The following is an 18016-nucleotide window of genomic DNA, read 5'->3' on the forward strand; positions in this document are numbered from 1 at the left end:
TTAAGAGCGGTTGGCGTGACGTCGCCAATCCGCGCTGTTGTCTGAAGGGGTGGGGGACGGCCCGCGATGCGGCTTGGCGGCTGGCGGCTCGGCGGGGGCTTCGTGGTCGGCCTGTTGTTCGGCGATGAAGTGGCTAAACCCTCGGAGCGTTTCGAAGATGAGCGTCCGGTTGTCCTGGAGCGCCGCGTCCTGCTCGGCTCGCAGGTCCGCCACGAGGCTTTCCAGCGCCATGGCATTCCGGGTTTCAAAGTCGCGGACGGTGGCTCGGATGTCATCCAGGGCGTCGCGGGCCTCCAGCCCCTGCACCACGCCCCGGTTCTTTTCCAAGACCGCCAAGCGCAAGTATCTATTTAGCGAAATGCCTTGCTGTTTCGCTAAATACCGAGCGCTCTCCAACTCATCGGGAGCGATGTTGAACGACTTGGTTAGAAGCGACGAACGACCCACTTAACCCCCAGCATTGAAAAATCCATACCCAATGGATTAGCAGGAGTTTTCAGTTACGCAAGTGGGCTAAGCCGATTTTCTTCTCTTTTGCTGGGGTTCCAACCATTTTTCAGCCGAACTGTTGGCCAAGTTGTTAGCCAAGGTTAAAAGCAAGGCGCAGCAAGGCTTGGGTGGGTGGAAACGCGCAGCGTTTCTAGCCAAGCCGGAAAAACACTTCAGTGCGACTTGTGTATGGCCTACTCCCTTCACCCTTCGGAAAACCTTGAACGGTGAATGGGCAGCCAACCTCTTCCCTCGCAGTCCTCCCCAAGTTTTTGCTCCCCCGCTCTTGCCCTTCCGCTTTTCCCCGGTAGAAGTTTAGGAAAGCCCCAATCCTCAACCCAACCGGAGCCCCCTATGCCCCTCACTCCCGCCACGCCCAGCCGCTCAAAAAAGTTTTCGCCAGCCCCCGTAGCCTGCCTCCCCACCCATCCAGCTCCCCACCTCTCCACCGACGCCGCACCCCCTGTCTCAGAAATCGGGGACCGCCGTTTCCCCCACGCCCCAGCCCTGTCCCAGTTCGTTTTAGTCAAGCGGAGGCCAGCATGGGATCGCGTGAGTGGTTGGGTTCAGTCACGCTGCTCGGGTGTTCTGAAAGCCCTGCCTCCATCTGTTTTAGTCAACTTTGCTCGGGGGTTCTGGAGGACGACTGCAGGGGCTATTGGTTTTGGTTCGGGTGCCTGGAAAGCGTTGACCCCATCCGTTTTAGTCAAGCGAGTGGCCTCGGTTGAAGTTCACTGCCCCCCGGTATTCGATCAGCGGTTGGGGGGCCAGTGCTGGTCTGGAAATGTTTCGGGCAAGCGGGCTCTGGGTTTTGGATCGGCGGTCGCTGGGGAGGTTCGACAGGCTCGGCAAAGCGTTTTAGTCAAATCTTTTTCAAACTCCTGCAACGCCCCACTGCCCCTGTTCTGCGATCCGGTTGCTGGGCCTGCGTTGAACGGCTGGGGGGTGTTCCGTGCTTGAGCTGTCCCCCTTCTTGAATGCCATTGCCCAAGCCGACGCCCCGCTGGAGGGCAAGGCCAACGGGTGGCAACGCAAGGCTGTTTTGGCCGAGTTCGGCAACGCCTGCGCCTTCTGCTCCGCTCCGCTGGACCTGTCCTCTCCAAAGTCATGGACGGCTACGTCACTGGTGCCCGCTCAACTGGGCGGCCCCGCTGGCGTTGTCGAAAACTGGGTGCCTGCCTGCCGTCCCTGCGCTGCTGCCAAGGGCCTGCGAGATGTGGTGAGCTGGTCGGAGTGGCAAGCGAAGGCGGCCCCTGACCGGGTGGCCCTGCTGCTGGAGCGTCGGCGATCTGCGTTGCTCTACGCGGAGAACCACTTCACCCCGTTGAGCCGTCACTCGAAGCGCGAGCGCGTGCTCTCCCATCTGTCGGCACGTTTCTCTAAGCCCCGCTTCAGGGTCTATGCCTGGTCGGGTGAGGTGGATGGGGAGAGGGTGGGTTTGGTGGGCTGGAGCACCCGGTCAGGCGATGCCTTGGCACTGAGCGAGGCCCTGCTGGCGTTACGACTGAGGGACGGGGGCGAGGTGCTGGCAGAGGGCCAGGTGATCCTTCTGCGAGTGCCGCCAGACGCGTTCCTAGGGGCCGTGTGGGCGCTCATTGAGGCCCATGGGATCGTCGTTGAGTTGGACGTGCCAGGCGGTGGTCCGCTCGATGTGGGCGACTGGAGGGAGTGCTGGCGCCACCGAGTGATGGACCCGGTGAGCAACCACAAGCGCGTCCCGATGACCGGAGGCCAGGCCCTGCCTCATGCCCCTAGAACGCTCTCCACCAATCCTGATTCGATTCGTCGGCTCGCCCAGCTGCAGGAGCGTCGGCGTGCTGACCGGTTGGAGGAAGCGGAGTTGCGGTTTCGAGAAGCGATGGCCCGGAAGACCAAATACTTGGAGCGGGTGAAGCGTGGGCTGGAGGCCCCGATGCCGTTGGAAGAATACCGCGCGTGGGCGGATGTGGTGCGGCAGCTAGGCGTGGCCTGGGCTCGGATGGTCACCGAGAGCCGGGAGCAGTAGTCACTGGTCAGACATGCAACGTGTTTTCGAAAATGTCGGATTCGGGGTCCGTTTCAATGGTCGTGCTGCCGTCCGCCTGGACCGTTACTGTCACCGTGACGTTTGGATTCTTATGCTCGGCGACATAGACACCAGGCTTGCCTGGCACGGGCTTGAGATCTGAGGGAGTGATGAGGATTCCGTGCATGATAGGGTCCATGCCCTGCTCAATATCTCTCTCGTCATCGCTGTAAACCGGGACATCGATCTTCGCTTCACCCTTCAGCATGTTCACTTCCTTTCCGTGGTGTGGTCTCGCGAGTATCCATGTTTCGGAACCACCCGGCATAAGGGGAGTTCTTCACCAGGTGCCGGTTCCAGTCCCTCTCCCCATCCGTCCACCACACCGGACCACGTTCGCCCAAGCCCCTCTTTGCGCTGTCCACGGCGCGCCGCGCGGCGGCGAGTGCTTCCCCATCCTGGTTGGCTTTTGCTGACTTCACGGCACGCCGGGCGTCCATCAGCTCGTGGACCAGTCGCTCCCTCTGCGGCTCGCTTAGGCCCGGGTTGGTGGTTCGCCAGAGGCGCCCTCGGACGATGAGGTAACGGCCGTCTGGGGTGGTAAGTGGAGTCATGGGGAAGAGTGTATGGGGCCAGCGGTGACGGGGGAGCAGACAAGAGAAGGACGGCCATTGATCCGCCCTTACTTTCAAGACACCTCTTCCTCTTCCACCTTTTTCAGCACCAGGTCCGGGTTGGCGCTGATGTAGCACTGGCCGTTTTCATCATCGATGGCGGCCCCCACCAAGCCCAGCTTGTGCGCCACCAGGGCCCGAACGCTTTGCAGGCCCCAGCCGTCGATCTGCTCATCCCAGGGGTCGCAACAGTCGCTATCGTCACCGCCGATGCTCTCATCGCAATCGTCGAACTCAATGGCGCGGCAAAAAACAAACTCAACGGTTTCATCGTCCAGGTCATAGCCCATCTCTGCCATGGCTTCCTTGCAGGCTTGCTCGGCCATGGTGAGGGTCAACTGGAGCTGTTCGCCATTCCTGCCCACCGCCCGGGTTCCTTCTTCCACGGCCAGCTTCATGTTCCACACCAAGTTGGCGGTGAGAAAATCGCAGTCGTCTGGGAGGCTGATCTGGTAACTGTGGGGCCCGAAATGCTGCTCTTCGCCATCCGAAAAGCAGAGGCCACGGATTTCAGAGGTTTGCCCATCAAAGGGCTCCAAGGGCTGGTCGGCCAGGTTGGCATTGCGGGAGCAGTGGTAGAAATGACGCATGAGCATGGCGGTTATCTTTTCTTTTTTGGGTCGGCGTCATAGCCCCCCCTACAAATCCAGGTTACGACAGGACATAAAAATGTAAACCCTAAAACAACACATTTATTTGACTAAAGTGCAGAACTGACGGGCAACCGCAGAAAACCCAAAAACCCGAAACGCTTCACATTTCCCGCCCAGCACTGGGCCCGGCGGAAGCCGAGGCCCCACCCGCCTTTTCTCCACAACGCTTTTGCTCTAGCCGCTTTTTCCGTTGCTCTTTCCACCCGCCGCCAGCCATAAAAAAGGCGGCCCATGGCCGCCTGTCGTTCACTACCAACCTAGGGCTACCGTTGTTTCCTCGCCCGCCCCACGATGGCTTTCCGAACCTGTCTCCGCATTGGATCCAGGTCATCGGTTGCCGTGGTCACGACGAGGCGACGCTTGCTCTTTTTGAGCTCCTGGCAAGCCCAGGAAGCCAGCGCAATGAGCGCGGTGGTGAGAATCGGCTGTTCTTCCCCGGTGACGTCCTGAATCTGCTCCCGGAGCTTGGGCGGCACGGTGACCATCGTTCGCTCCACACGCGCCCCGTTCTCGTCGCGGTAGTCGAACATGGTGGAGTCGCGTCCCACGTCCAGATGAACCCTCTGGCCGTCCCGCAAGTAGGGCCGCTCTTCTTGGAAATCGAAGTAGGTCTTCCGCCCAGGCGCGTCCCCTGCAGCCACCATCAGCTCTGCCAGCTGCTCTTCGGAAAACTGGTCCAGATCAATGAGCGGCGCATACGTGCGTTGCGGCTTGGCGTGGACCACTTTCGCGGCCTTGGACAGGTCTTTGCGGGCTTTGGCAACGGCGTTCTTGGCGGGGGTCTTCTTGGCAGCCATGAGGTCCGGCAGGGGCAGCATTGGGATGTCCATCATGCATTCCCCCGGCCTGGGTTGGCCAATCTTTTTTGGATAGCCTGACCTACCCGCAATATATCTTCTCGGGCGTTAGCCACGCCCGCGCCGCGCATGGAAAAGACGGTCTCCCCCAGCTCATAGAAGCTTCCCAGCGCAGCGCGCTCGGGGATGACGATGGCCCCGGCCAGCTCCGGGTCTTCCAGCCGCCGGCGGTGTTCAGCCCGCTTGATGTTGACCCGGTTGGCCACCGGTAGGAAGGCCTTGCCCTGCTTCCGGAGGGTCTCGATGGTATGCAGGTAGACGACGTAACTCCCGCCGTCGAGCAGAGTGGGAACGATGTAGAGGTCGCCATCCGGAAGCTGATCTTTCACTGGGGCGCTGGGCGGCAGGTCTTGGATTTCCAAGTCGAACCCGGGGGAGGCCGAACGGCCCACGGTGAATGGGGTTTCGTCGGAAAGCGCGGCCCAGGCAACAGAACAGCAGTGCGGATCTCGGTCGTTCACCAAAACTCGGTGTTGGGAGGCGAAGAGCGCAGCAAGATTGAGCGAAAGCGTCGTTTTGCCAACGCCCCCTTTGAAACAACAGACGACGAGACGCATGATAGAGATCCTTTTATGGGTAGGTCATGCAACACACTAGGCTGCAAACCTAATCCCGCAAGGGCCTCTGCATCCAGAGGGTTTTCGCCGTGCAGACGTCCGGGATTCAGCGACCCAGGCCGCGGCGGGAGCCGTGGCCCTCCCCGCCCCTTCTCCCACGACGCCTTTCGGCGGCGAGTAGCCGCCGGCACGTGCTTCAAACCTTTTCAGCGACCGGTTGCTGAGTCTTGATGAACGCTGGGTGGTAGCGGTGAAGGTGGGTGTTCATCAAATCCGCGGTATGGCGTGCGAACCATGCCTGCATGGCCGGGCAAAGAACGGCCCCGCAGACCTCCGCCAGCGTTCGGCCTTCGTCCACCCGTCGCCGCTCCAGCTTCCCCGTGTGCCCCCGTCGCACCACGAACCGCTCCCCGATCCGAACCAACGGATTTGCCCCGGCGTCCATGAGCGCCTCCACCATCGCCGCATAGCGCGCCGCCAAGATCCGGTCCGACTGGATGGCCTTGGAATACATGACGCTCGCGACGGCCAACGCAGTGATGCCGGGATCGCCGGCCACGCCAGCGTCCAGGTCGGGCGTCCCCTTGAGTGTGTGGAGCCACCCATAAAACGCCAGCGGGTCGTTGGTTTGGATGGCCCTGATGAGGCTTTCGGTCCCGGCGCTCATTGCCCACTTCCCAAAACCCCGATGAGCACCAAGGCCACCAACGCGTAGAACGGCACCAGCATGATGCTCCACCACTGCCGGGATGCTTCCTGGGCCTTGCTGCCCTGTCGAACAGGAGCTGACACGCGATAGAGGCGCACCAGGGCGCGCCCAGCGGTGATGGGGTTGGCGACCAGGTCCTGGTAGAACACCGTGGTGCCCAGGAGACCGACAAACAGCAGGGCCATGTTCAAAAGGCTCATGCGAAGCGCTCCTCTTCCTTCTTCCAACGCCGCTCATGGCGGGCGCGGGTGGCCAAGCGCTGGATCCTGCGGTGCTTGTCGGCCAGCTGGTTGAGGCCATTGGTGCGGTCCAGGAACCGCGCGGCGGTGTGGAGTTGGAAATGCGCCAGGTCAGTGCTGGCAGGCTCGACGGGATGAATCTTCATGTCTTCACTCTCTTTTTGTGGATAGGTCGGCTTACCCATTAAACCGCTCCTTCACCACGATCCAACCACATCGCCAACCGATGTCAACCCATTGATTTGAAAGATTTTTGACTAAAATCAAGAACTGCCGTAAGGGCTTGTCAAAACGCGGTTGTGTCGCATGCTGAAATGCATGACACCGTATGCCCGCCCTCGCCGTTGTTTGCCCGCCCCCGGCTTTGGCCTGGTCGAGTTGCTGCTCGCATTGGGGATTGCCACCGCAATGGGGGCCGCCGCGTTCTGGGTCTACCCCCGCGTTACCACCCGGGTGAAGGTTGCGTCGGACGTCGAGAACGTTCGGGACCTGGCCAGCCGCGTTGATCGGTCCCATGGCGTCGTCGGCTCGTTCCGCGGCGTCAGCACGTTGAACGTGCTTGAAGATGGGCTGGCCCCCACCGACTTCCGCCAAGGCAGCGCAGCGACCATGAGCAACGCGTGGGGCGGCGCGGTGACCGTGGCCCCAGCCACGGTGCGCTTGGCAGGAGATGCCTTCACCGTGGGGCTGTCCGGGCTTCCTGCCCGGGCCTGCGTGCCGTTCGTCTCAGCCGTGGCCGGCGACGCGAACGTGCGGGACGTGATCGTGGGCAACACCAGCCTTCTGCTGAGCAACCGAGGGAGCTTGGACGTCCCCGGGTTGGGATTGGCGTGCGGGGCCGATGGGGCCGTGGTCGAGATCGTCTATTACTCGGGCATGGTGGCCGGCTCGTCGGTCGCCGTGGTGCCCACGCTTCCCCTGCCATCCGCGCCCGCCGTCCATGGCCCCTCAACGCCACCCCCGGCTGGACCCGTTTCTAGCGCGCCCAGCGTCAGCGATGCGGTGCCAGGCGTTGCTGGGAGCGTGCCGCCGGGCCCTGGCGTTGCGCCTTCCCCGGCGGTTCCGCCGCTTCCTGTTGCGCCCAGCGTTCCGGTGCCTCAGCCGCTCCCAACGCCGGTCCCCACCCCGGCTCCGCCGGCCTTGGTGCCGTGCCGGCAATCGGAAAGCTCGGCGGCCCGGGCGAGCTGTCCGGCGGGCACGTGGGGCACAGAGACGGTGCGCACGCGCCAGGTCTGCGCTCCCGGCGACGTGGATCCAAACTCAGACGCCGCGTGGGAGCATCCCGAGGCGTGGGTTCAAGCCCAGACGGTGGCGGCCGTGACGACGAGGGATTGCCAGGCCTGCCCTGGAGCCGCCCAAGAGGAACGGGATCAATGGCTGCCCACTTCGCAAGCCTGCCCGTCGGGTCAAACCGGCACGCACACCTGGGAACGGCAGCAGGTGCGGTCGAGGGACGTATTCACCCATTGCCCGTTCGGCACCACGACCCTGCCCGGGCCCACTTACGGCGGCTGGTCCCACTGGGTGGATACCGGGTCTCGTCGCTACGAGGTCAACACGTGCAAGCCCACGGCCGCTCGCTGCAGCGATGGCAGCTTGCAGGTTGTGGCATGGCACTCCGCCGATTGGCAGGACGTTCCGCCCCCCTCGGGTTCGAGTGGCATCTCCTACTGGTATCCCGACGCGGTGGTGCGCCTGACGCCAGCGGAGAAAGCAAAGCTGGACTGGGCCATCGCCAACGTGCCCATCCACCGGGTGGAGACGCCCGCACCGATGCCCGGCAACTGGCCCGCCAACGTGAGCGAGTCGGCTTTCTATGAAGAGCAATGCAACGCGCTTTCGGACGCGGGGAACATCCGCTACGCCTACTCTTACGATTTTGAGTGCGTCTCCAACATGGGCATGCATTACTGCGACTACAACTGGACCAGCGGCGGCACGTCCTTGGCCGTGTGCCGGCAAGCGTGCGCGTCCGACCTAGTGGGCAAGAGCAACAATCCCTATCGCTGGGAGTGGCCCGAGTCGTCCGTGGTGGCTTCGACGCCCTACACCACCTGCACGGGCCAGCCCGGATGCACGCCCAACGGCGGGTTTGGCACCCAGCAAGGGCTGCCTGCGTGCAACGAGCACAACGTCGGCCAGACCGTCGTGTTCAACTGGTATCGGCAGTTCTACAACCCAGTGCGGGTGGACTACCAGGTGCTGACGCTGACATGCAGAGGGCCTAGCTGATGTGCCGGGGACCATCGTCCCCGCCCATAGGTCAGTCGCAGAGATCAAACCTCAACGGCTTGCCATCCCACCGACCATACAGCTCGCCACTCCCCCAATAGCTGACCCGGCCTTCGCTTTCGCGCCGAATCGCTCTGAACACGCCGTTTCCCGGTGTCTGGTCGACCAAGCTCCCATCAAGCACCGGGAGAACATATCCAACCAGGCCATCCGGCGGAGTTGCTTGAGAAGGGATTGGTAAAAGGAGAGCACCTGTCGGCGTTTCTCGAAGAACGATGCAGAAGCACGGGTAGCTGAAGCTCTTCCAGGAAAAGACCAGCGCAGGATGCGTGCCTCGGGAACGAATCTCGTCGAGCAGCGGGCCGAGCGAAGTCATTGCTAGCGCCCTGGCCTTCGCCTTCATGGCCTCTTGGCTTGCCTCCTCGCACCAAGATGCAACGTCCGATGAGTCGGCGAGGATCAGGTCCTTATTTCGGCTAGCAAAGCGCTTGGCGACGTTTCTGTAGCGAGACGTAGTAACAAACAACCCGCCCGCCTTCTCCCGCAGGCTATGCGCCTCAAGGGCTGCCACTGCATCAAGATCTATAGGACGATGCTTGGCGTAACGCTTCGCTTGCACCAGCGTGAGGGCATCCCCCAAAGGGGATTGAATCCACATTCGGACATCCACGCCTTCATCGGCGCTGCCCGGTCCGATCTGAGTCCGCCAGCCTCTGGCCGTGAACACGCTGCTGATCAGCTCTTCGAACGCACGGGGACTCAGCCGATACAGGTCATCTGGGCGCTTCGAAAAATATTCGTAGATATCGCCGGAAACATCCGCCGTATCGGCCTCGATCAGCCGACAGGTCCACCTCCAGCGAGCCCATTCGTCGAACCTCTTCTGAAGGTCGGACTCCTGGTCAATGAGGTAGTAGCCGGCGGTGACGTGGTCATCTAGCTCAATGAATACACCGATGGACTCCAATGCCGCGTAGAGCTCCTCGGCCTCGTCCATCCCTTCATTCAAGCAGCGCCCCACCATACCTTCGGACCAGAGGGTCAAAATGGAAGAACCCTCACCCGGCTCAGTGTCGTAGTGATCAAGTGGATCCTTGTGCCCAGAATCACCCCACAGGTCGTGGCGCTCTGCCCATGACTCGGTGATCGCCTTGGCTTGGGCAACCACATCCTCCAGCTCTTGATCCGGCTTGGCCCTTGACTTTCGAGCACCCTTGATACTTTTAGATGAAGTTGCCACGACATATCTGCCGTCCGATAAAGTTGGAACGTATACTCCGCCCAACCGACATCTTTTTCCACATCCTCGGACGCACATGACAATCCTTTTCTTGATTGCGCTAGCCCTTGCGATCCCTACCAGCGGCCTATCTCTACTGGTCTACGGTGCAGTATTTGTAGGGAAAGCCATCCTTAAAGCTAAAGTAAGGATGCAGGAGGCCAACAAGAACATCGCCTTTAAAGCGATTGACAGCGAGGGCCCGAAGAACCTTCCCTCTTGGGTTAAAAACGAGGATCGGCGAGATGAGTTTGTCAGCGCGCTGCTGATGATGGCTCAGCGAAGAGGAGTTCCGGAGGCTTACTTGGGCGTGATGCTCAACACTCGGCAGTCTCTAGAAATCCTGTTGGGCTTCGCAGCAGAGATGGAGAAGAACGGCGCCTCTTTCGTGGAGCAGCAGTCCGGCAGCATCGATTTCGTCTGCCAGATGTGGGATCGCTTGGACGCAGCAAACAAAGCTAAGTTCGCAAACATTGATCTGACAGAAGAACAGTATCGCAGCCTCCACACGCCAATCGAACGCCGACTCCCCATCAACGCTCCGAGGCGCAACGATGCCCGCACTACCCAAATGATCGAATGGGCAATCGAGACTCTTGGCAAAGAGCCAAGCGTAATCGGAACCGCCTACGACGAGATTTCCTACAGCGCAGTGGTCAGCTACGTTCATGAACGCAAATGCACGATCATTACGCGAGTGGCAAAGCCCTACGGCGACTGGCTTGAGTTCCAAACGAACGTGCGTGGTCGGTCCTATCAAGTCACACTGGGAATGACACACGAAGGACACGGTTCGGTGCTCACCTCTCATCCCGCCTAAGATGTCAGTCCATGCGCTGGCTCATCGGGCGTCCGGCAGGGCCGTTCTATCCCACGCCCGCTTGACCCACCCGAACACTACGGCCAGCACGCCGATCAACAGCACGCCCCAGAGCCAAGCCAAGTAAAACGCTGCGGTAGCGATCTCCCCAAGCTGGGGATGCTCCGCATACTTGAACCCCAGAACGGCGGCCGCCACCACCGTCACCACGCCCAATCCGCCCCCGAGCAGCGCCCCTTTCAGGAAGCCGTGCTTCCGAAAATACGGCATCCGCCCCGTTCGGACGTGCCAGTCCCAGAGCCGCTGAGCCCGGAGATGGAGCGCCAGGCAAAATGCCAAAAACGCGAAGACGAGCGCACCGGGCACACAACAGACCACGCCGATGAAGAAGTCGCGCTTCATCACCTCCAGGCCGGCCGCCAGCCCAACCAGGCCCAACGGGCCCAAGATGACGCTAGGGAGGATCAGCGCGGATGGGCCCGGCGGCGCATACACAACTTGCTGCGGCGGATAGCGGTTCATATGGTCCTCCCCTGTTGGATGGCTGCACGCTTGATCGGGACCGGCGTGCAGTCAAGCGGCGGACTGCGGCCCGTTTAGCCCGCAGACGTCCCTTCGTCGGTCACTTCGACCACTTGCCAGCCCTCGCCCTGCGGGCGGAACAGTGCACGCAGCTTCGGCTTGAGGGTGCTTGGCTCGGGCTTGGTGGGCTGGCCACCGATGGACCCCTGCGCTTTTACCGACCCGCCCACCATGCATTCTTGATCCCCATTGGGCTTCTTCTCGCAGTCGAGATCCAAGCCGCCCGCGTCGGTCACTTCGAACCGCCAAGAGCGCTGGAGGGTTGCCTGCCTCCCCTGCTCGGTGAAAAAGCCTTCCACGACCTTCACCCCGTCCTCCTTCGTGGGGCCCTTGTCGCCAGAGCAGGCCGTCAGGGTCAAAAGTGCCGCTGCTGCGGCCACGATCATTGCGTGCTTCATGTCATGCGTCCTTGTCTTTGGAAGGAGTGATGCCGATGATCTGGGTCTTGTAGCCGATCTCCAGCCGGTCGATTTGGAGAACGATGTCGGGCAGGCCGTTGGGCTTCAACCTGCCCTCCACGACCTTGAAAAAGATTCGATCTCCCGTGGCGTCGCGCCCCACCCGTCGCAGCTCGGCCGCGTCTTCCGGCCTCAATCGCAGCGCGGCGTGGTAGCGCCCGCCATGCTCGACCCCGACCACCGCACTCCCCTTGCCCAACGGCGAAGCGCCGATAACAGCCGTCGGAAGAAAGTCAGGCGAACGGGGATACCAGTCGTGGTTCATGACCAGCACGTAGGCGTGGAGAATGTTGGTGCTGGGGTCGATCTCCACGTCGATGTAGGGCCGCAGGTAGAACGCGTCGGTGGAGGCGATCTGCCGCGCCTTGGCCTCAAACGCAGAGGCCCGGTCGCCCTGAAGGCCTACGCGTTTGAACTGGTGCCCCCATGAGCCAATGCAGTGGGTTCGCATCGCCGGTGCCAGGGCAGCGCCGGCCTTGGCCTGGGCAAAGAGGTTGTCTTCGCACATGCCGAAACCGGCCGACGCGGTGGCCGCCAAGCCCCACCGGATCCGGGTGTAGCCGTCGAGCACCGGAGGGTCGCCGTCGTCCCAGTAGGTGCCGGCAGGTTCTAGGTAACGCTTAGTCGCAGGCGCGGATGCGGCATCTTTCCCCGCCTGCATCAACCCCTTGCTAATCCTTCCCAGAATGCCGTCCTGAGCAGTGGCGGCCCCGCTGGACAACGCCAGGCACACGGCCACGGCTGCAATCGCTTGCTTCATCCATCCCCCTGATCCCGGCCACCATGGCCTTATTTGCCATTTTGGCAAATGCGGTGCAGCATGGGAAGCGGCAGACTTGGGGATTGTTCCCGGTTCGTGATCGCCCATGCCTGCCCCTCTCGCCCCAGCTCACACGTTTGGCCGCCGCTTGCGCGAGGCCCGGCTGGCCAAGGGCCTGACGCAAGCACAGTTGGGGGCCGTGCTTGGGTTGGACGAGGAAAACTCCGCCGCTCCCAGGGTTTCTCGTTACGAGAGAGGAGATCGCGTGCCGGATCCTGCAACGATGGAAAAGCTGGCCCAAGCACTTGGCATGCCGGTCGCCTATTTCCATGCCACAAATGATCTAGTGGCAGAGACGTTGCTGGTGATGTCGCGGCTTGAACCCGAACAGCAGCGAGAGCTGCTGACGAAGGTGAGGGATTACGCCCAGAGCCGTGGCGTGGCTATCGATCCTCCCGAGTAGCGACAACGATCTCAGGGAAGAGAAGACATGCTGAAACGACTTCGACGCTGGTGGCTGCCGCAGCATGCGCCAAGCCCTATGGCGCCGGAGCAGTTGCAGGCGCTGATGGACATCAACCTGCTAGAAATCCAGTTGGCGGCATTGGACGCCCTCAAGTCCTCGACGCCAGCCGCGGAAGCGGCCAGACTGCGATCCCATGCTTGGCTCGCGTCGGTGCGTGGGCAAGGCCCGGTCGGGACGCCGAACTGGAGCGAACTGCGGGCTGAAGCGCGAGCACTGAACCGTGATTTGGCGGCCGCCCTGGCTGCCTCGCACGTCGCTGCGCCTTCTGACATGTGAGACGTGCGTATCGCTGAAATGCTCCCCTTCCTACGACGATCACCGACTTGCCTCTAAATGTGACCCGCGTCACTATTGAGGAAGGGGGACGGAGCCTTCCTGGCTACCGCCAATCACTAGGGAAGTGACCGATGGCAAAGAAGGACGGGGCTACCGCGCCCACGACGCTCGAAGACTGGTTGAATAGCCGCCCAAGCTGGTTGCGCATGGCGGCAGCCACGGTCATCGAGCACCGCCGCATGCCGAACGAAGAGGAGATGGAGGCGCTGGCGGATCACTGCCTGGCCGAGGCAGCCAAGAAGCTGGATGCTCCCCACCCGGCGTTGGCACCGGGAACCATCTTGGGGACACCCACCGCCGCTGAGCTTCGCATCGACTCGGTCTCCTCCATCTGCGGCGTCAATGCCCTTGGCGAGGACGCGGCATTGGACCTCAGCCAAGGCCAGATGACCGTGGTCTACGGACCCAACGGGGCCGGGAAATCGGGCTACGCCCGTTTGATGAAGCACGTTTGTGGCGCGCGGGCCAAGGGATCCATCCACGGCAACGTGTTCAAGCAGAACCCGGCTGCCGCCTCTGCTCTGATCAAAGTCACGGCGACGCGAGCCGACGGCACCACTTCGCCTGCCGATCTCACTTGGCAAGCATCCGACGGCCCCCACGCGACATTGAAAGCGGTCCCGGTCTTCGACTCAGCCACAGCGCTGGAGTTCGGAGACAGCGCCACCACCGCCACCCATCTTCCCCGGGCGATGCGGTTCGTCGGGATGCTCATCAAGATCTCCGATGACTTGGCCACCCAGTTGAAGGCCCGCGCGGCCAAGCTCACCAGCAAACTGCCCATCATCCCGGAAGACCATGCGCAGAGCAGCGCTGCAACGGTCCTCCGGAAGTTGACGGCGAAACTGACCGAAGAGGAGATCAACCAGCGTTGCGCGTTCCCCGCTGCACTGAACGATGAGCGTTTGGCACTGGAGACCGCGCTGGCCCAGGCGAACCCTGAAGTGGCCCACGCCAAGGCCGTCGGAGAGCTGGAACGCTTGTCGCAGATGGCCACAAGCGTCTCGGCGTTGAGGGAGAGCTTGAGCGACGAGAAGGCCCAAGCCCTCTTGGATGCCCGCAGCAATGCAGAGGTCAAGCGCCAGGCCGCCACCGCCTATGCCACGGCATTCCTCAACGGGTTGCCGCTCAAGGGCATCGGAGACGCCGTGTGGCGAACCCTTTGGGACGCTGCAAAAGCGTATTCGACAGGTCTTGCCTACCGTGACCACCCTTTCCCCCACGTTGGGGACGAATCCCGTTGTGTCCTCTGCCAGCAACCGTTGGGAGACGACGGCAAGGCCCGCTTGGCCAGCTTCGAGAGCTATCTCAACGACACCCTGCAGACAGAAGCCAAGAGCGCGGAAGACGCGCTGACGACGCTGAAGAAGGCATTGCCCAGTCCTCTCACCGATGTCGCCTGGCAGGCCCAGTGCGCTGCTATTGGCTTGGAAGCCCCCCAAGCCGCTGAGCTGCTTGAGGCCATCCATGCGAGGTTGAAAGCCATGGCCGGGGCCACGACGGCTTCGGCGGTGGAGTGGTCGGTGTGGACCAACGCCTACGATCAGAAGGTCAAGACAACCACCGCTGATCGCGACGCGCTGGCGGGCTTGCTGGACCCGATGGGGCGGAAGGAGAAGGAAACCCGCCTAGCAGAGCTGAAAGCACAACAGTGGCTGTCGGAGCAGCGCGATGCGGTATGGGCCGACGTGATCCGCCTCAAACGCGTGGGAACGGTGGAGGCCGCTGTCCGGTCCACCTCAACCAGCCAGTTGACGACCAAAAGCAATGACATCGGCGAATCGGAGTTGGCCAAGGGCTATTGCGACCGCTTCAATGCCGAGTTGCAGGCGTTGGGCGGTCATTCGCTGCCCGTCCGCATGTCGTATCGATCCCAAGGTAAAGGGGCGTTCACCTTCTACGTTGAGCTGAAGGACGCGCAAGGTGCCCAGAAGAATCGTGAAATCCTGAGCGAGGGGGAGCAACGCATTGTGGCGTTGGCGGCCTTCCTGGCCGACGCGACGGGCCTTGAACGGGGCATGCCCGTGATCTTCGACGACCCCATTTCCTCCCTGGACCAGCGCTTTGAGGAGGCGGTCGCCAAACGACTGGTGGATCTGGCCGAGCATCGCCAGGTGATCGTTTTCACGCATCGGCTGTCTCTAATGGTTCTCCTGCAGAACGCCTCGAAGCAGCGGGCCAACCTCGATCAGTCTACGGTCAAGGTCGCGGTTGAATCGATCGCCCGCGATGGAAGCAGGACCGGCATGCCGGCGCAGATCAATACGTTCTCTCTGAAGCCACAATCCGGCTTGGGACAAATGGTCAGCAGCATCGGACAGCTCAAGAAGCTCGATCCGCCGCTGAAAGAGCTTGCCCTGAAGGCCGCCTGCAGCAACTTCCGAATCTTGGTTGAGCGCTCTGTAGAGGACGAACTTTGCTCTGGCGTCATCAACCGCTACCGGCGCGAGATCAACACGCTCAACAAGCTACAGCGGCTCAGTGCAATCACCCCAGCAGACTGCGCACTGATCGACGGGATGATGACGAAGTATTCGGCATTCGAGCACTCCCAACCCACCGACACCCCCAGTTGGCTTCCGGGTCCGGACGAACTGCTAAAGGACGTTCAAGACATGCTCGAATGGTGCAAGGAGTTCGGTAAGCGAGCGGAAACCGCGGCGAAACCCAAGGCGTAGCCCTGGCCACCCGTTACTGCGTGCTCAGGTTCATCAGAAGCGCCGCTTGCCAGCGCTTCCCACAGCAGGTGGCAGCGCTTGATGCAACTCGTGCGCGCGAAGAAACGCGTGCAGCCACTCTTCGGCGTCCTTGACGCCCGTCAGTTCCCGAATCACCACCCCGGCCATGCAATCCCCAGGGACGGCAAACAGGTCGTCGTTCAGATCGCTGCTGGACAGAGGGGTATGGAAATCGGCCCCCTCTTGGAACGCCTGAAGCAGGTGCTGCCGGGCAAGAGGATCCCGGCGTGCCGCCCATGCGAGGCGAACGAGCTCCGACGATGGCCAGGGTGCGGGGGTCATCAGAACTCGTAACCGTCTGGCACGCCCGAGGGGATGCCCTGCATGGGGCCCGAGTAGCCCACCTGCTGAACCAGGTTCTGGGCGGTTTGCGACATGCGATCCAGGCGTTCTGGGACTTGGTCCAGGGCGAACAGAACCATGCCAAAAAGGGCGATGTTGAGCAGTTTGTTGAAAAGTTTTCGCACGAGCGGGGTCCTCCGTGGTTGTCAGGGGTTCGGGTTTCAAAAAAGCTGGTGGTGTTGGGCGATGCCGAACAAGCAAAGCGCCCAGGTGGCCGCAATCGCTGCAGGGGCCAGGCAGAGCGACACGCCGAGGGCAATGTCCGACAGCTTGGCCTTGGGGTCGGTCACCATCTCCCATCCCAGCTTGGCCGCCCCCATCCCCGACATGGCGTCGAACAGGAATCGCAGGAGGGCTGCGGTGGTGGCGAAGGTGGACCGGGCGGGCGCTTGGGTTTGGCTGCGGGTATTCATCAGAGCGCATCCAATCGATCAGCAATGGCCAATCCGGCGACCAATCCAGCCAAGAGGCAAAAAGCAAAGAACGTCAACATGGGGTTTCCTTTGGTTAAAGAGCATCAGCGCTCTTCTCTGATCTCAAAGTAAAAGAAAACCAACTTTTCGCAATAGATTGACCCTACATTTTTATGACTAAAACACAAAACTGACGGGGAAAAGCAGAAAACACAAAAACCCTGAAACACCTCACATTTCCAGCCCAGCGTCGGGCCCGGCGGAAGCCGAGGCCCCACCTGCCCTTCCCCCAATGCGCTTTTGCTTTGAGCCACTTTTGCCGTTGCCTTCTCTCTCCTAGATCTCAAAAGAACGCGGCCCGGGGCCGCGCCTGAAAAGCCCCCTCCGGGGAGGTTAGGACATGGGCCGGGGCTTCCGCCCCAGCGTCCGCGTGGCTGTCCTTGGCCCCATGCCCGCAAAAGGCAGTCCGATTCGTCAGGCGCTGGCTTGGATGCATCGCCAGACCAACTGGCGAACGGCTTCTGGCTGACGAATGCCGATTCGGTTGGCGTCGATGAGCAGGGCCATGGCGACCTGGGGAGCCACCTGCACACTGGGGAGCGCGGTTTTGTAGCGCTCTCGCCCCTTCGCCGCCTCTCCGGTCCAAGGCGTGGGGCGTCGAGGGGAAAACGGTTCTCGAATCTGGGCGTGTTGCTCGATGAGCTGGGCCAGTGCAGCGCGCATGCTCAGGCCTTGCGCGGCGGCCAGGGCTTGAAACGCGGCTTTGCTGGGCGCGTCAATCCACGTTTCGTGGATGGTCTCCACAAGTGGCATGTTGTTCCGCTTGGGTTGTAGCGTGTAGCGGCTCATCCGCTCCTCCTCTTCTCCTTCAGGTCTGCTCTTACATACAACCCCGAATCCATAAAAACGAGGGCCATCTCGCGAAACGAAACGCCCGCCGGAAACTCTTGACTCCAGACCACAATCCCATCTTTGAGGTAGCTGTATTCCTGGCGAGTCACTACGCCAAAGCCATCTTCTGAGTCGCACATGTATTTGACCCGGTGGCGGTAACCGGCGTTCTCGATTTCAATCAACTCTTTCATTCGAACCCTGCTTGTGAGGGCCAGAGGACGTAGCGCCTTCTCATGCGGTCCTCCGGCTGGGCTTGGCCATCCATCCTTGGGCGGCCGCTTCTTCAGCGGTCAGCAACGCGGAAGTGCCCAGGAAACGCGTGAGCTGGTAATGGCCGATGGTGTGGGGATACCGCTGGAGGTGGGCGTGCATGTCCTTGCCGAAGTAGCACGTGGACCCAGAGCGGCGTTGATAGGCGAAATAGCGGCGGCGACGCGTTGCTGGGGGTTTCAT

The 18016-nt window shown here is 61.7% G+C and carries 24 protein-coding genes; 6 read left to right on the top strand and 18 right to left on the bottom strand.

The features are described from left to right. The gene (locus SSKA14_RS17885; RefSeq protein WP_040008364.1) at positions 1–447 is read right to left on the bottom strand and encodes a hypothetical protein; all 447 of its coding nucleotides are present in this window, start codon (positions 445–447) and stop codon (positions 1–3) included. Between the two features lie 994 nt (positions 448–1441). On the opposite strand from SSKA14_RS17885, the gene SSKA14_RS17890 reads away from it, so the two are divergent. Next, positions 1442–2494, top strand: coding sequence for a hypothetical protein (locus SSKA14_RS17890; protein ID WP_040008366.1), 1053 nt, complete (start codon positions 1442–1444; stop codon positions 2492–2494). 7 nt (positions 2495–2501) lie between these two features. On the opposite strand, the gene SSKA14_RS17895 is transcribed toward SSKA14_RS17890, so the two are convergent. The 8 genes from SSKA14_RS17895 to SSKA14_RS17925 form a co-directional block, all read right to left on the bottom strand. Next, a complete protein-coding gene (locus SSKA14_RS17895; protein WP_040008368.1) occupies positions 2502–2762 on the bottom strand; it encodes a hypothetical protein in 261 nt (86 codons plus the stop codon). Next, positions 2749–3108 (bottom strand): hypothetical protein, encoded by a 360-nt coding sequence (locus tag SSKA14_RS24020; RefSeq protein WP_083797396.1) that lies wholly within the window; start codon positions 3106–3108, stop codon positions 2749–2751. The genes SSKA14_RS17895 and SSKA14_RS24020 overlap by 14 nt, the downstream gene beginning before the upstream one ends. A gap of 74 nt (positions 3109–3182) precedes the next feature. After that, positions 3183–3764: a hypothetical protein gene (locus tag SSKA14_RS17900; protein WP_040008370.1), complete on the bottom strand. Its 582-nt coding sequence runs from the start codon at positions 3762–3764 to the stop codon at positions 3183–3185. A 320-nt stretch (positions 3765–4084) separates the two neighbouring features. Further along, on the bottom strand, positions 4085–4639 hold the full coding sequence (locus SSKA14_RS17905) for a hypothetical protein (RefSeq protein ID WP_008267180.1): 555 nt from the start codon (positions 4637–4639) through the stop codon (positions 4085–4087). 11 nt (positions 4640–4650) lie between these two features. Beyond that, the gene (locus tag SSKA14_RS17910) at positions 4651–5235 is read right to left on the bottom strand and encodes a ParA family protein (protein WP_031421740.1); all 585 of its coding nucleotides are present in this window, start codon (positions 5233–5235) and stop codon (positions 4651–4653) included. Between the two features lie 196 nt (positions 5236–5431). Beyond that, complete coding sequence (locus SSKA14_RS17915) at positions 5432–5902, bottom strand: hypothetical protein (protein WP_040008379.1); 471 nt, start codon at positions 5900–5902, stop codon at positions 5432–5434. After that, entirely contained in the window at positions 5899–6144 is a 246-nt protein-coding gene (locus SSKA14_RS17920) for a hypothetical protein (protein WP_008266668.1), read from the bottom strand. Before SSKA14_RS17920 ends, SSKA14_RS17915 begins: the two co-directional genes overlap by 4 nt. After that, positions 6141–6368 (bottom strand): hypothetical protein, encoded by a 228-nt coding sequence (locus SSKA14_RS17925; protein WP_130519086.1) that lies wholly within the window; start codon positions 6366–6368, stop codon positions 6141–6143. Before SSKA14_RS17925 ends, SSKA14_RS17920 begins: the two co-directional genes overlap by 4 nt. A gap of 133 nt (positions 6369–6501) precedes the next feature. Here SSKA14_RS17925 and SSKA14_RS17930 point away from each other — a divergent pair, with 133 nt between their 5' ends. Beyond that, positions 6502–8415, top strand: a complete 1914-nt coding sequence (locus SSKA14_RS17930) for a type 4 pilus major pilin (protein ID WP_008265185.1) — start codon at positions 6502–6504, stop codon at positions 8413–8415. A 31-nt stretch (positions 8416–8446) separates the two neighbouring features. On the opposite strand, the gene SSKA14_RS17935 is transcribed toward SSKA14_RS17930, so the two are convergent. Beyond that, positions 8447–9655, bottom strand: a complete 1209-nt coding sequence (locus SSKA14_RS17935; protein ID WP_157635959.1) for a restriction endonuclease — start codon at positions 9653–9655, stop codon at positions 8447–8449. 76 nt (positions 9656–9731) lie between these two features. Between SSKA14_RS17935 and SSKA14_RS17940 the strand changes: the two genes are divergently transcribed. Continuing rightward, positions 9732–10514: a hypothetical protein gene (locus tag SSKA14_RS17940; RefSeq protein WP_040008391.1), complete on the top strand. Its 783-nt coding sequence runs from the start codon at positions 9732–9734 to the stop codon at positions 10512–10514. Positions 10515–10535: 21 nt separating this feature from the next. Here the strand turns inward: SSKA14_RS17940 and SSKA14_RS17945 are convergent, their stop codons facing one another. The 3 genes from SSKA14_RS17945 to SSKA14_RS17955 form a co-directional block, all read right to left on the bottom strand. Beyond that, on the bottom strand, positions 10536–11036 hold the full coding sequence (locus SSKA14_RS17945) for a hypothetical protein (protein WP_232281411.1): 501 nt from the start codon (positions 11034–11036) through the stop codon (positions 10536–10538). Positions 11037–11110: 74 nt separating this feature from the next. Next, a complete protein-coding gene (locus SSKA14_RS17950; protein WP_049441146.1) occupies positions 11111–11494 on the bottom strand; it encodes a hypothetical protein in 384 nt (127 codons plus the stop codon). 1 nt (position 11495) lies between these two features. Then, complete coding sequence (locus tag SSKA14_RS17955; RefSeq protein ID WP_008265097.1) at positions 11496–12314, bottom strand: hypothetical protein; 819 nt, start codon at positions 12312–12314, stop codon at positions 11496–11498. 106 nt (positions 12315–12420) lie between these two features. On the opposite strand from SSKA14_RS17955, the gene SSKA14_RS24320 reads away from it, so the two are divergent. The 3 genes from SSKA14_RS24320 to SSKA14_RS17970 all read left to right on the top strand — a co-directional run bounded on the left by SSKA14_RS24320 (position 12421) and on the right by SSKA14_RS17970 (position 15854). Continuing rightward, positions 12421–12777, top strand: a complete 357-nt coding sequence (locus SSKA14_RS24320; protein ID WP_031421721.1) for a helix-turn-helix transcriptional regulator — start codon at positions 12421–12423, stop codon at positions 12775–12777. Between the two features lie 27 nt (positions 12778–12804). Then, complete coding sequence (locus tag SSKA14_RS17965; protein ID WP_146260237.1) at positions 12805–13116, top strand: hypothetical protein; 312 nt, start codon at positions 12805–12807, stop codon at positions 13114–13116. Positions 13117–13247: 131 nt separating this feature from the next. Further along, complete coding sequence (locus SSKA14_RS17970; RefSeq protein WP_157635961.1) at positions 13248–15854, top strand: AAA family ATPase; 2607 nt, start codon at positions 13248–13250, stop codon at positions 15852–15854. Between the two features lie 33 nt (positions 15855–15887). Here SSKA14_RS17970 and SSKA14_RS17975 read toward each other — a convergent pair whose 3' ends face one another. The 5 genes from SSKA14_RS17975 to SSKA14_RS17995 form a co-directional block, all read right to left on the bottom strand. Next, on the bottom strand, positions 15888–16196 hold the full coding sequence (locus SSKA14_RS17975) for a hypothetical protein (RefSeq protein WP_040008394.1): 309 nt from the start codon (positions 16194–16196) through the stop codon (positions 15888–15890). After that, the gene (locus SSKA14_RS17980) at positions 16196–16381 is read right to left on the bottom strand and encodes a hypothetical protein (RefSeq protein ID WP_008268538.1); all 186 of its coding nucleotides are present in this window, start codon (positions 16379–16381) and stop codon (positions 16196–16198) included. Before SSKA14_RS17980 ends, SSKA14_RS17975 begins: the two co-directional genes overlap by 1 nt. A gap of 36 nt (positions 16382–16417) precedes the next feature. Continuing rightward, positions 16418–16669: a hypothetical protein gene (locus SSKA14_RS17985; RefSeq protein ID WP_040008397.1), complete on the bottom strand. Its 252-nt coding sequence runs from the start codon at positions 16667–16669 to the stop codon at positions 16418–16420. Between the two features lie 474 nt (positions 16670–17143). Then, positions 17144–17518 (bottom strand): hypothetical protein, encoded by a 375-nt coding sequence (locus SSKA14_RS17990; RefSeq protein WP_040008400.1) that lies wholly within the window; start codon positions 17516–17518, stop codon positions 17144–17146. Beyond that, positions 17515–17754 carry a hypothetical protein gene (locus SSKA14_RS17995; protein ID WP_040008402.1) on the bottom strand — a complete coding sequence of 80 codons (240 nt, stop codon included), beginning with the start codon at positions 17752–17754 and terminating at the stop codon, positions 17515–17517. Before SSKA14_RS17995 ends, SSKA14_RS17990 begins: the two co-directional genes overlap by 4 nt. Between the last annotated feature and the right edge of the window lie 262 nt (positions 17755–18016).

This window comes from Stenotrophomonas sp. SKA14 (assembly GCF_000158575.1).
Lineage (GTDB): Bacteria > Pseudomonadota > Gammaproteobacteria > Xanthomonadales > Xanthomonadaceae > Stenotrophomonas > Stenotrophomonas forensis.

What these genes read in the sequence shown, in the direction of transcription:
- SSKA14_RS17965 (WP_146260237.1), top strand. Translation starts at nt 12,805, where the DNA reads ATGCTGAAACGACTTCGACGCTGGTGGCTGCCGCAGCATGCGCCAAGC.
- SSKA14_RS17975 (WP_040008394.1), bottom strand. Translation starts at nt 16,196, where the DNA reads ATGACCCCCGCACCCTGGCCATCGTCGGAGCTCGTTCGCCTCGCATGG.
- SSKA14_RS17990 (WP_040008400.1), bottom strand. Translation starts at nt 17,518, where the DNA reads ATGAGCCGCTACACGCTACAACCCAAGCGGAACAACATGCCACTTGTG.
- SSKA14_RS17910 (WP_031421740.1), bottom strand. Translation starts at nt 5,235, where the DNA reads ATGCGTCTCGTCGTCTGTTGTTTCAAAGGGGGCGTTGGCAAAACGACG.
- SSKA14_RS17900 (WP_040008370.1), bottom strand. Translation starts at nt 3,764, where the DNA reads ATGCTCATGCGTCATTTCTACCACTGCTCCCGCAATGCCAACCTGGCC.
- SSKA14_RS17905 (WP_008267180.1), bottom strand. Translation starts at nt 4,639, where the DNA reads ATGCTGCCCCTGCCGGACCTCATGGCTGCCAAGAAGACCCCCGCCAAG.
- SSKA14_RS17930 (WP_008265185.1), top strand. Translation starts at nt 6,502, where the DNA reads ATGACACCGTATGCCCGCCCTCGCCGTTGTTTGCCCGCCCCCGGCTTT.
- SSKA14_RS17925 (WP_130519086.1), bottom strand. Translation starts at nt 6,368, where the DNA reads ATGGGTAAGCCGACCTATCCACAAAAAGAGAGTGAAGACATGAAGATT.
- SSKA14_RS17970 (WP_157635961.1), top strand. Translation starts at nt 13,248, where the DNA reads ATGGCAAAGAAGGACGGGGCTACCGCGCCCACGACGCTCGAAGACTGG.
- SSKA14_RS24020 (WP_083797396.1), bottom strand. Translation starts at nt 3,108, where the DNA reads ATGACTCCACTTACCACCCCAGACGGCCGTTACCTCATCGTCCGAGGG.
- SSKA14_RS17995 (WP_040008402.1), bottom strand. Translation starts at nt 17,754, where the DNA reads ATGAAAGAGTTGATTGAAATCGAGAACGCCGGTTACCGCCACCGGGTC.
- SSKA14_RS17955 (WP_008265097.1), bottom strand. Translation starts at nt 12,314, where the DNA reads ATGAAGCAAGCGATTGCAGCCGTGGCCGTGTGCCTGGCGTTGTCCAGC.
- SSKA14_RS17950 (WP_049441146.1), bottom strand. Translation starts at nt 11,494, where the DNA reads ATGAAGCACGCAATGATCGTGGCCGCAGCAGCGGCACTTTTGACCCTG.
- SSKA14_RS17915 (WP_040008379.1), bottom strand. Translation starts at nt 5,902, where the DNA reads ATGAGCGCCGGGACCGAAAGCCTCATCAGGGCCATCCAAACCAACGAC.
- SSKA14_RS17945 (WP_232281411.1), bottom strand. Translation starts at nt 11,036, where the DNA reads ATGAACCGCTATCCGCCGCAGCAAGTTGTGTATGCGCCGCCGGGCCCA.
- SSKA14_RS17985 (WP_040008397.1), bottom strand. Translation starts at nt 16,669, where the DNA reads ATGAATACCCGCAGCCAAACCCAAGCGCCCGCCCGGTCCACCTTCGCC.
- SSKA14_RS17895 (WP_040008368.1), bottom strand. Translation starts at nt 2,762, where the DNA reads ATGCTGAAGGGTGAAGCGAAGATCGATGTCCCGGTTTACAGCGATGAC.
- SSKA14_RS24320 (WP_031421721.1), top strand. Translation starts at nt 12,421, where the DNA reads ATGCCTGCCCCTCTCGCCCCAGCTCACACGTTTGGCCGCCGCTTGCGC.
- SSKA14_RS17940 (WP_040008391.1), top strand. Translation starts at nt 9,732, where the DNA reads ATGACAATCCTTTTCTTGATTGCGCTAGCCCTTGCGATCCCTACCAGC.
- SSKA14_RS17920 (WP_008266668.1), bottom strand. Translation starts at nt 6,144, where the DNA reads ATGAGCCTTTTGAACATGGCCCTGCTGTTTGTCGGTCTCCTGGGCACC.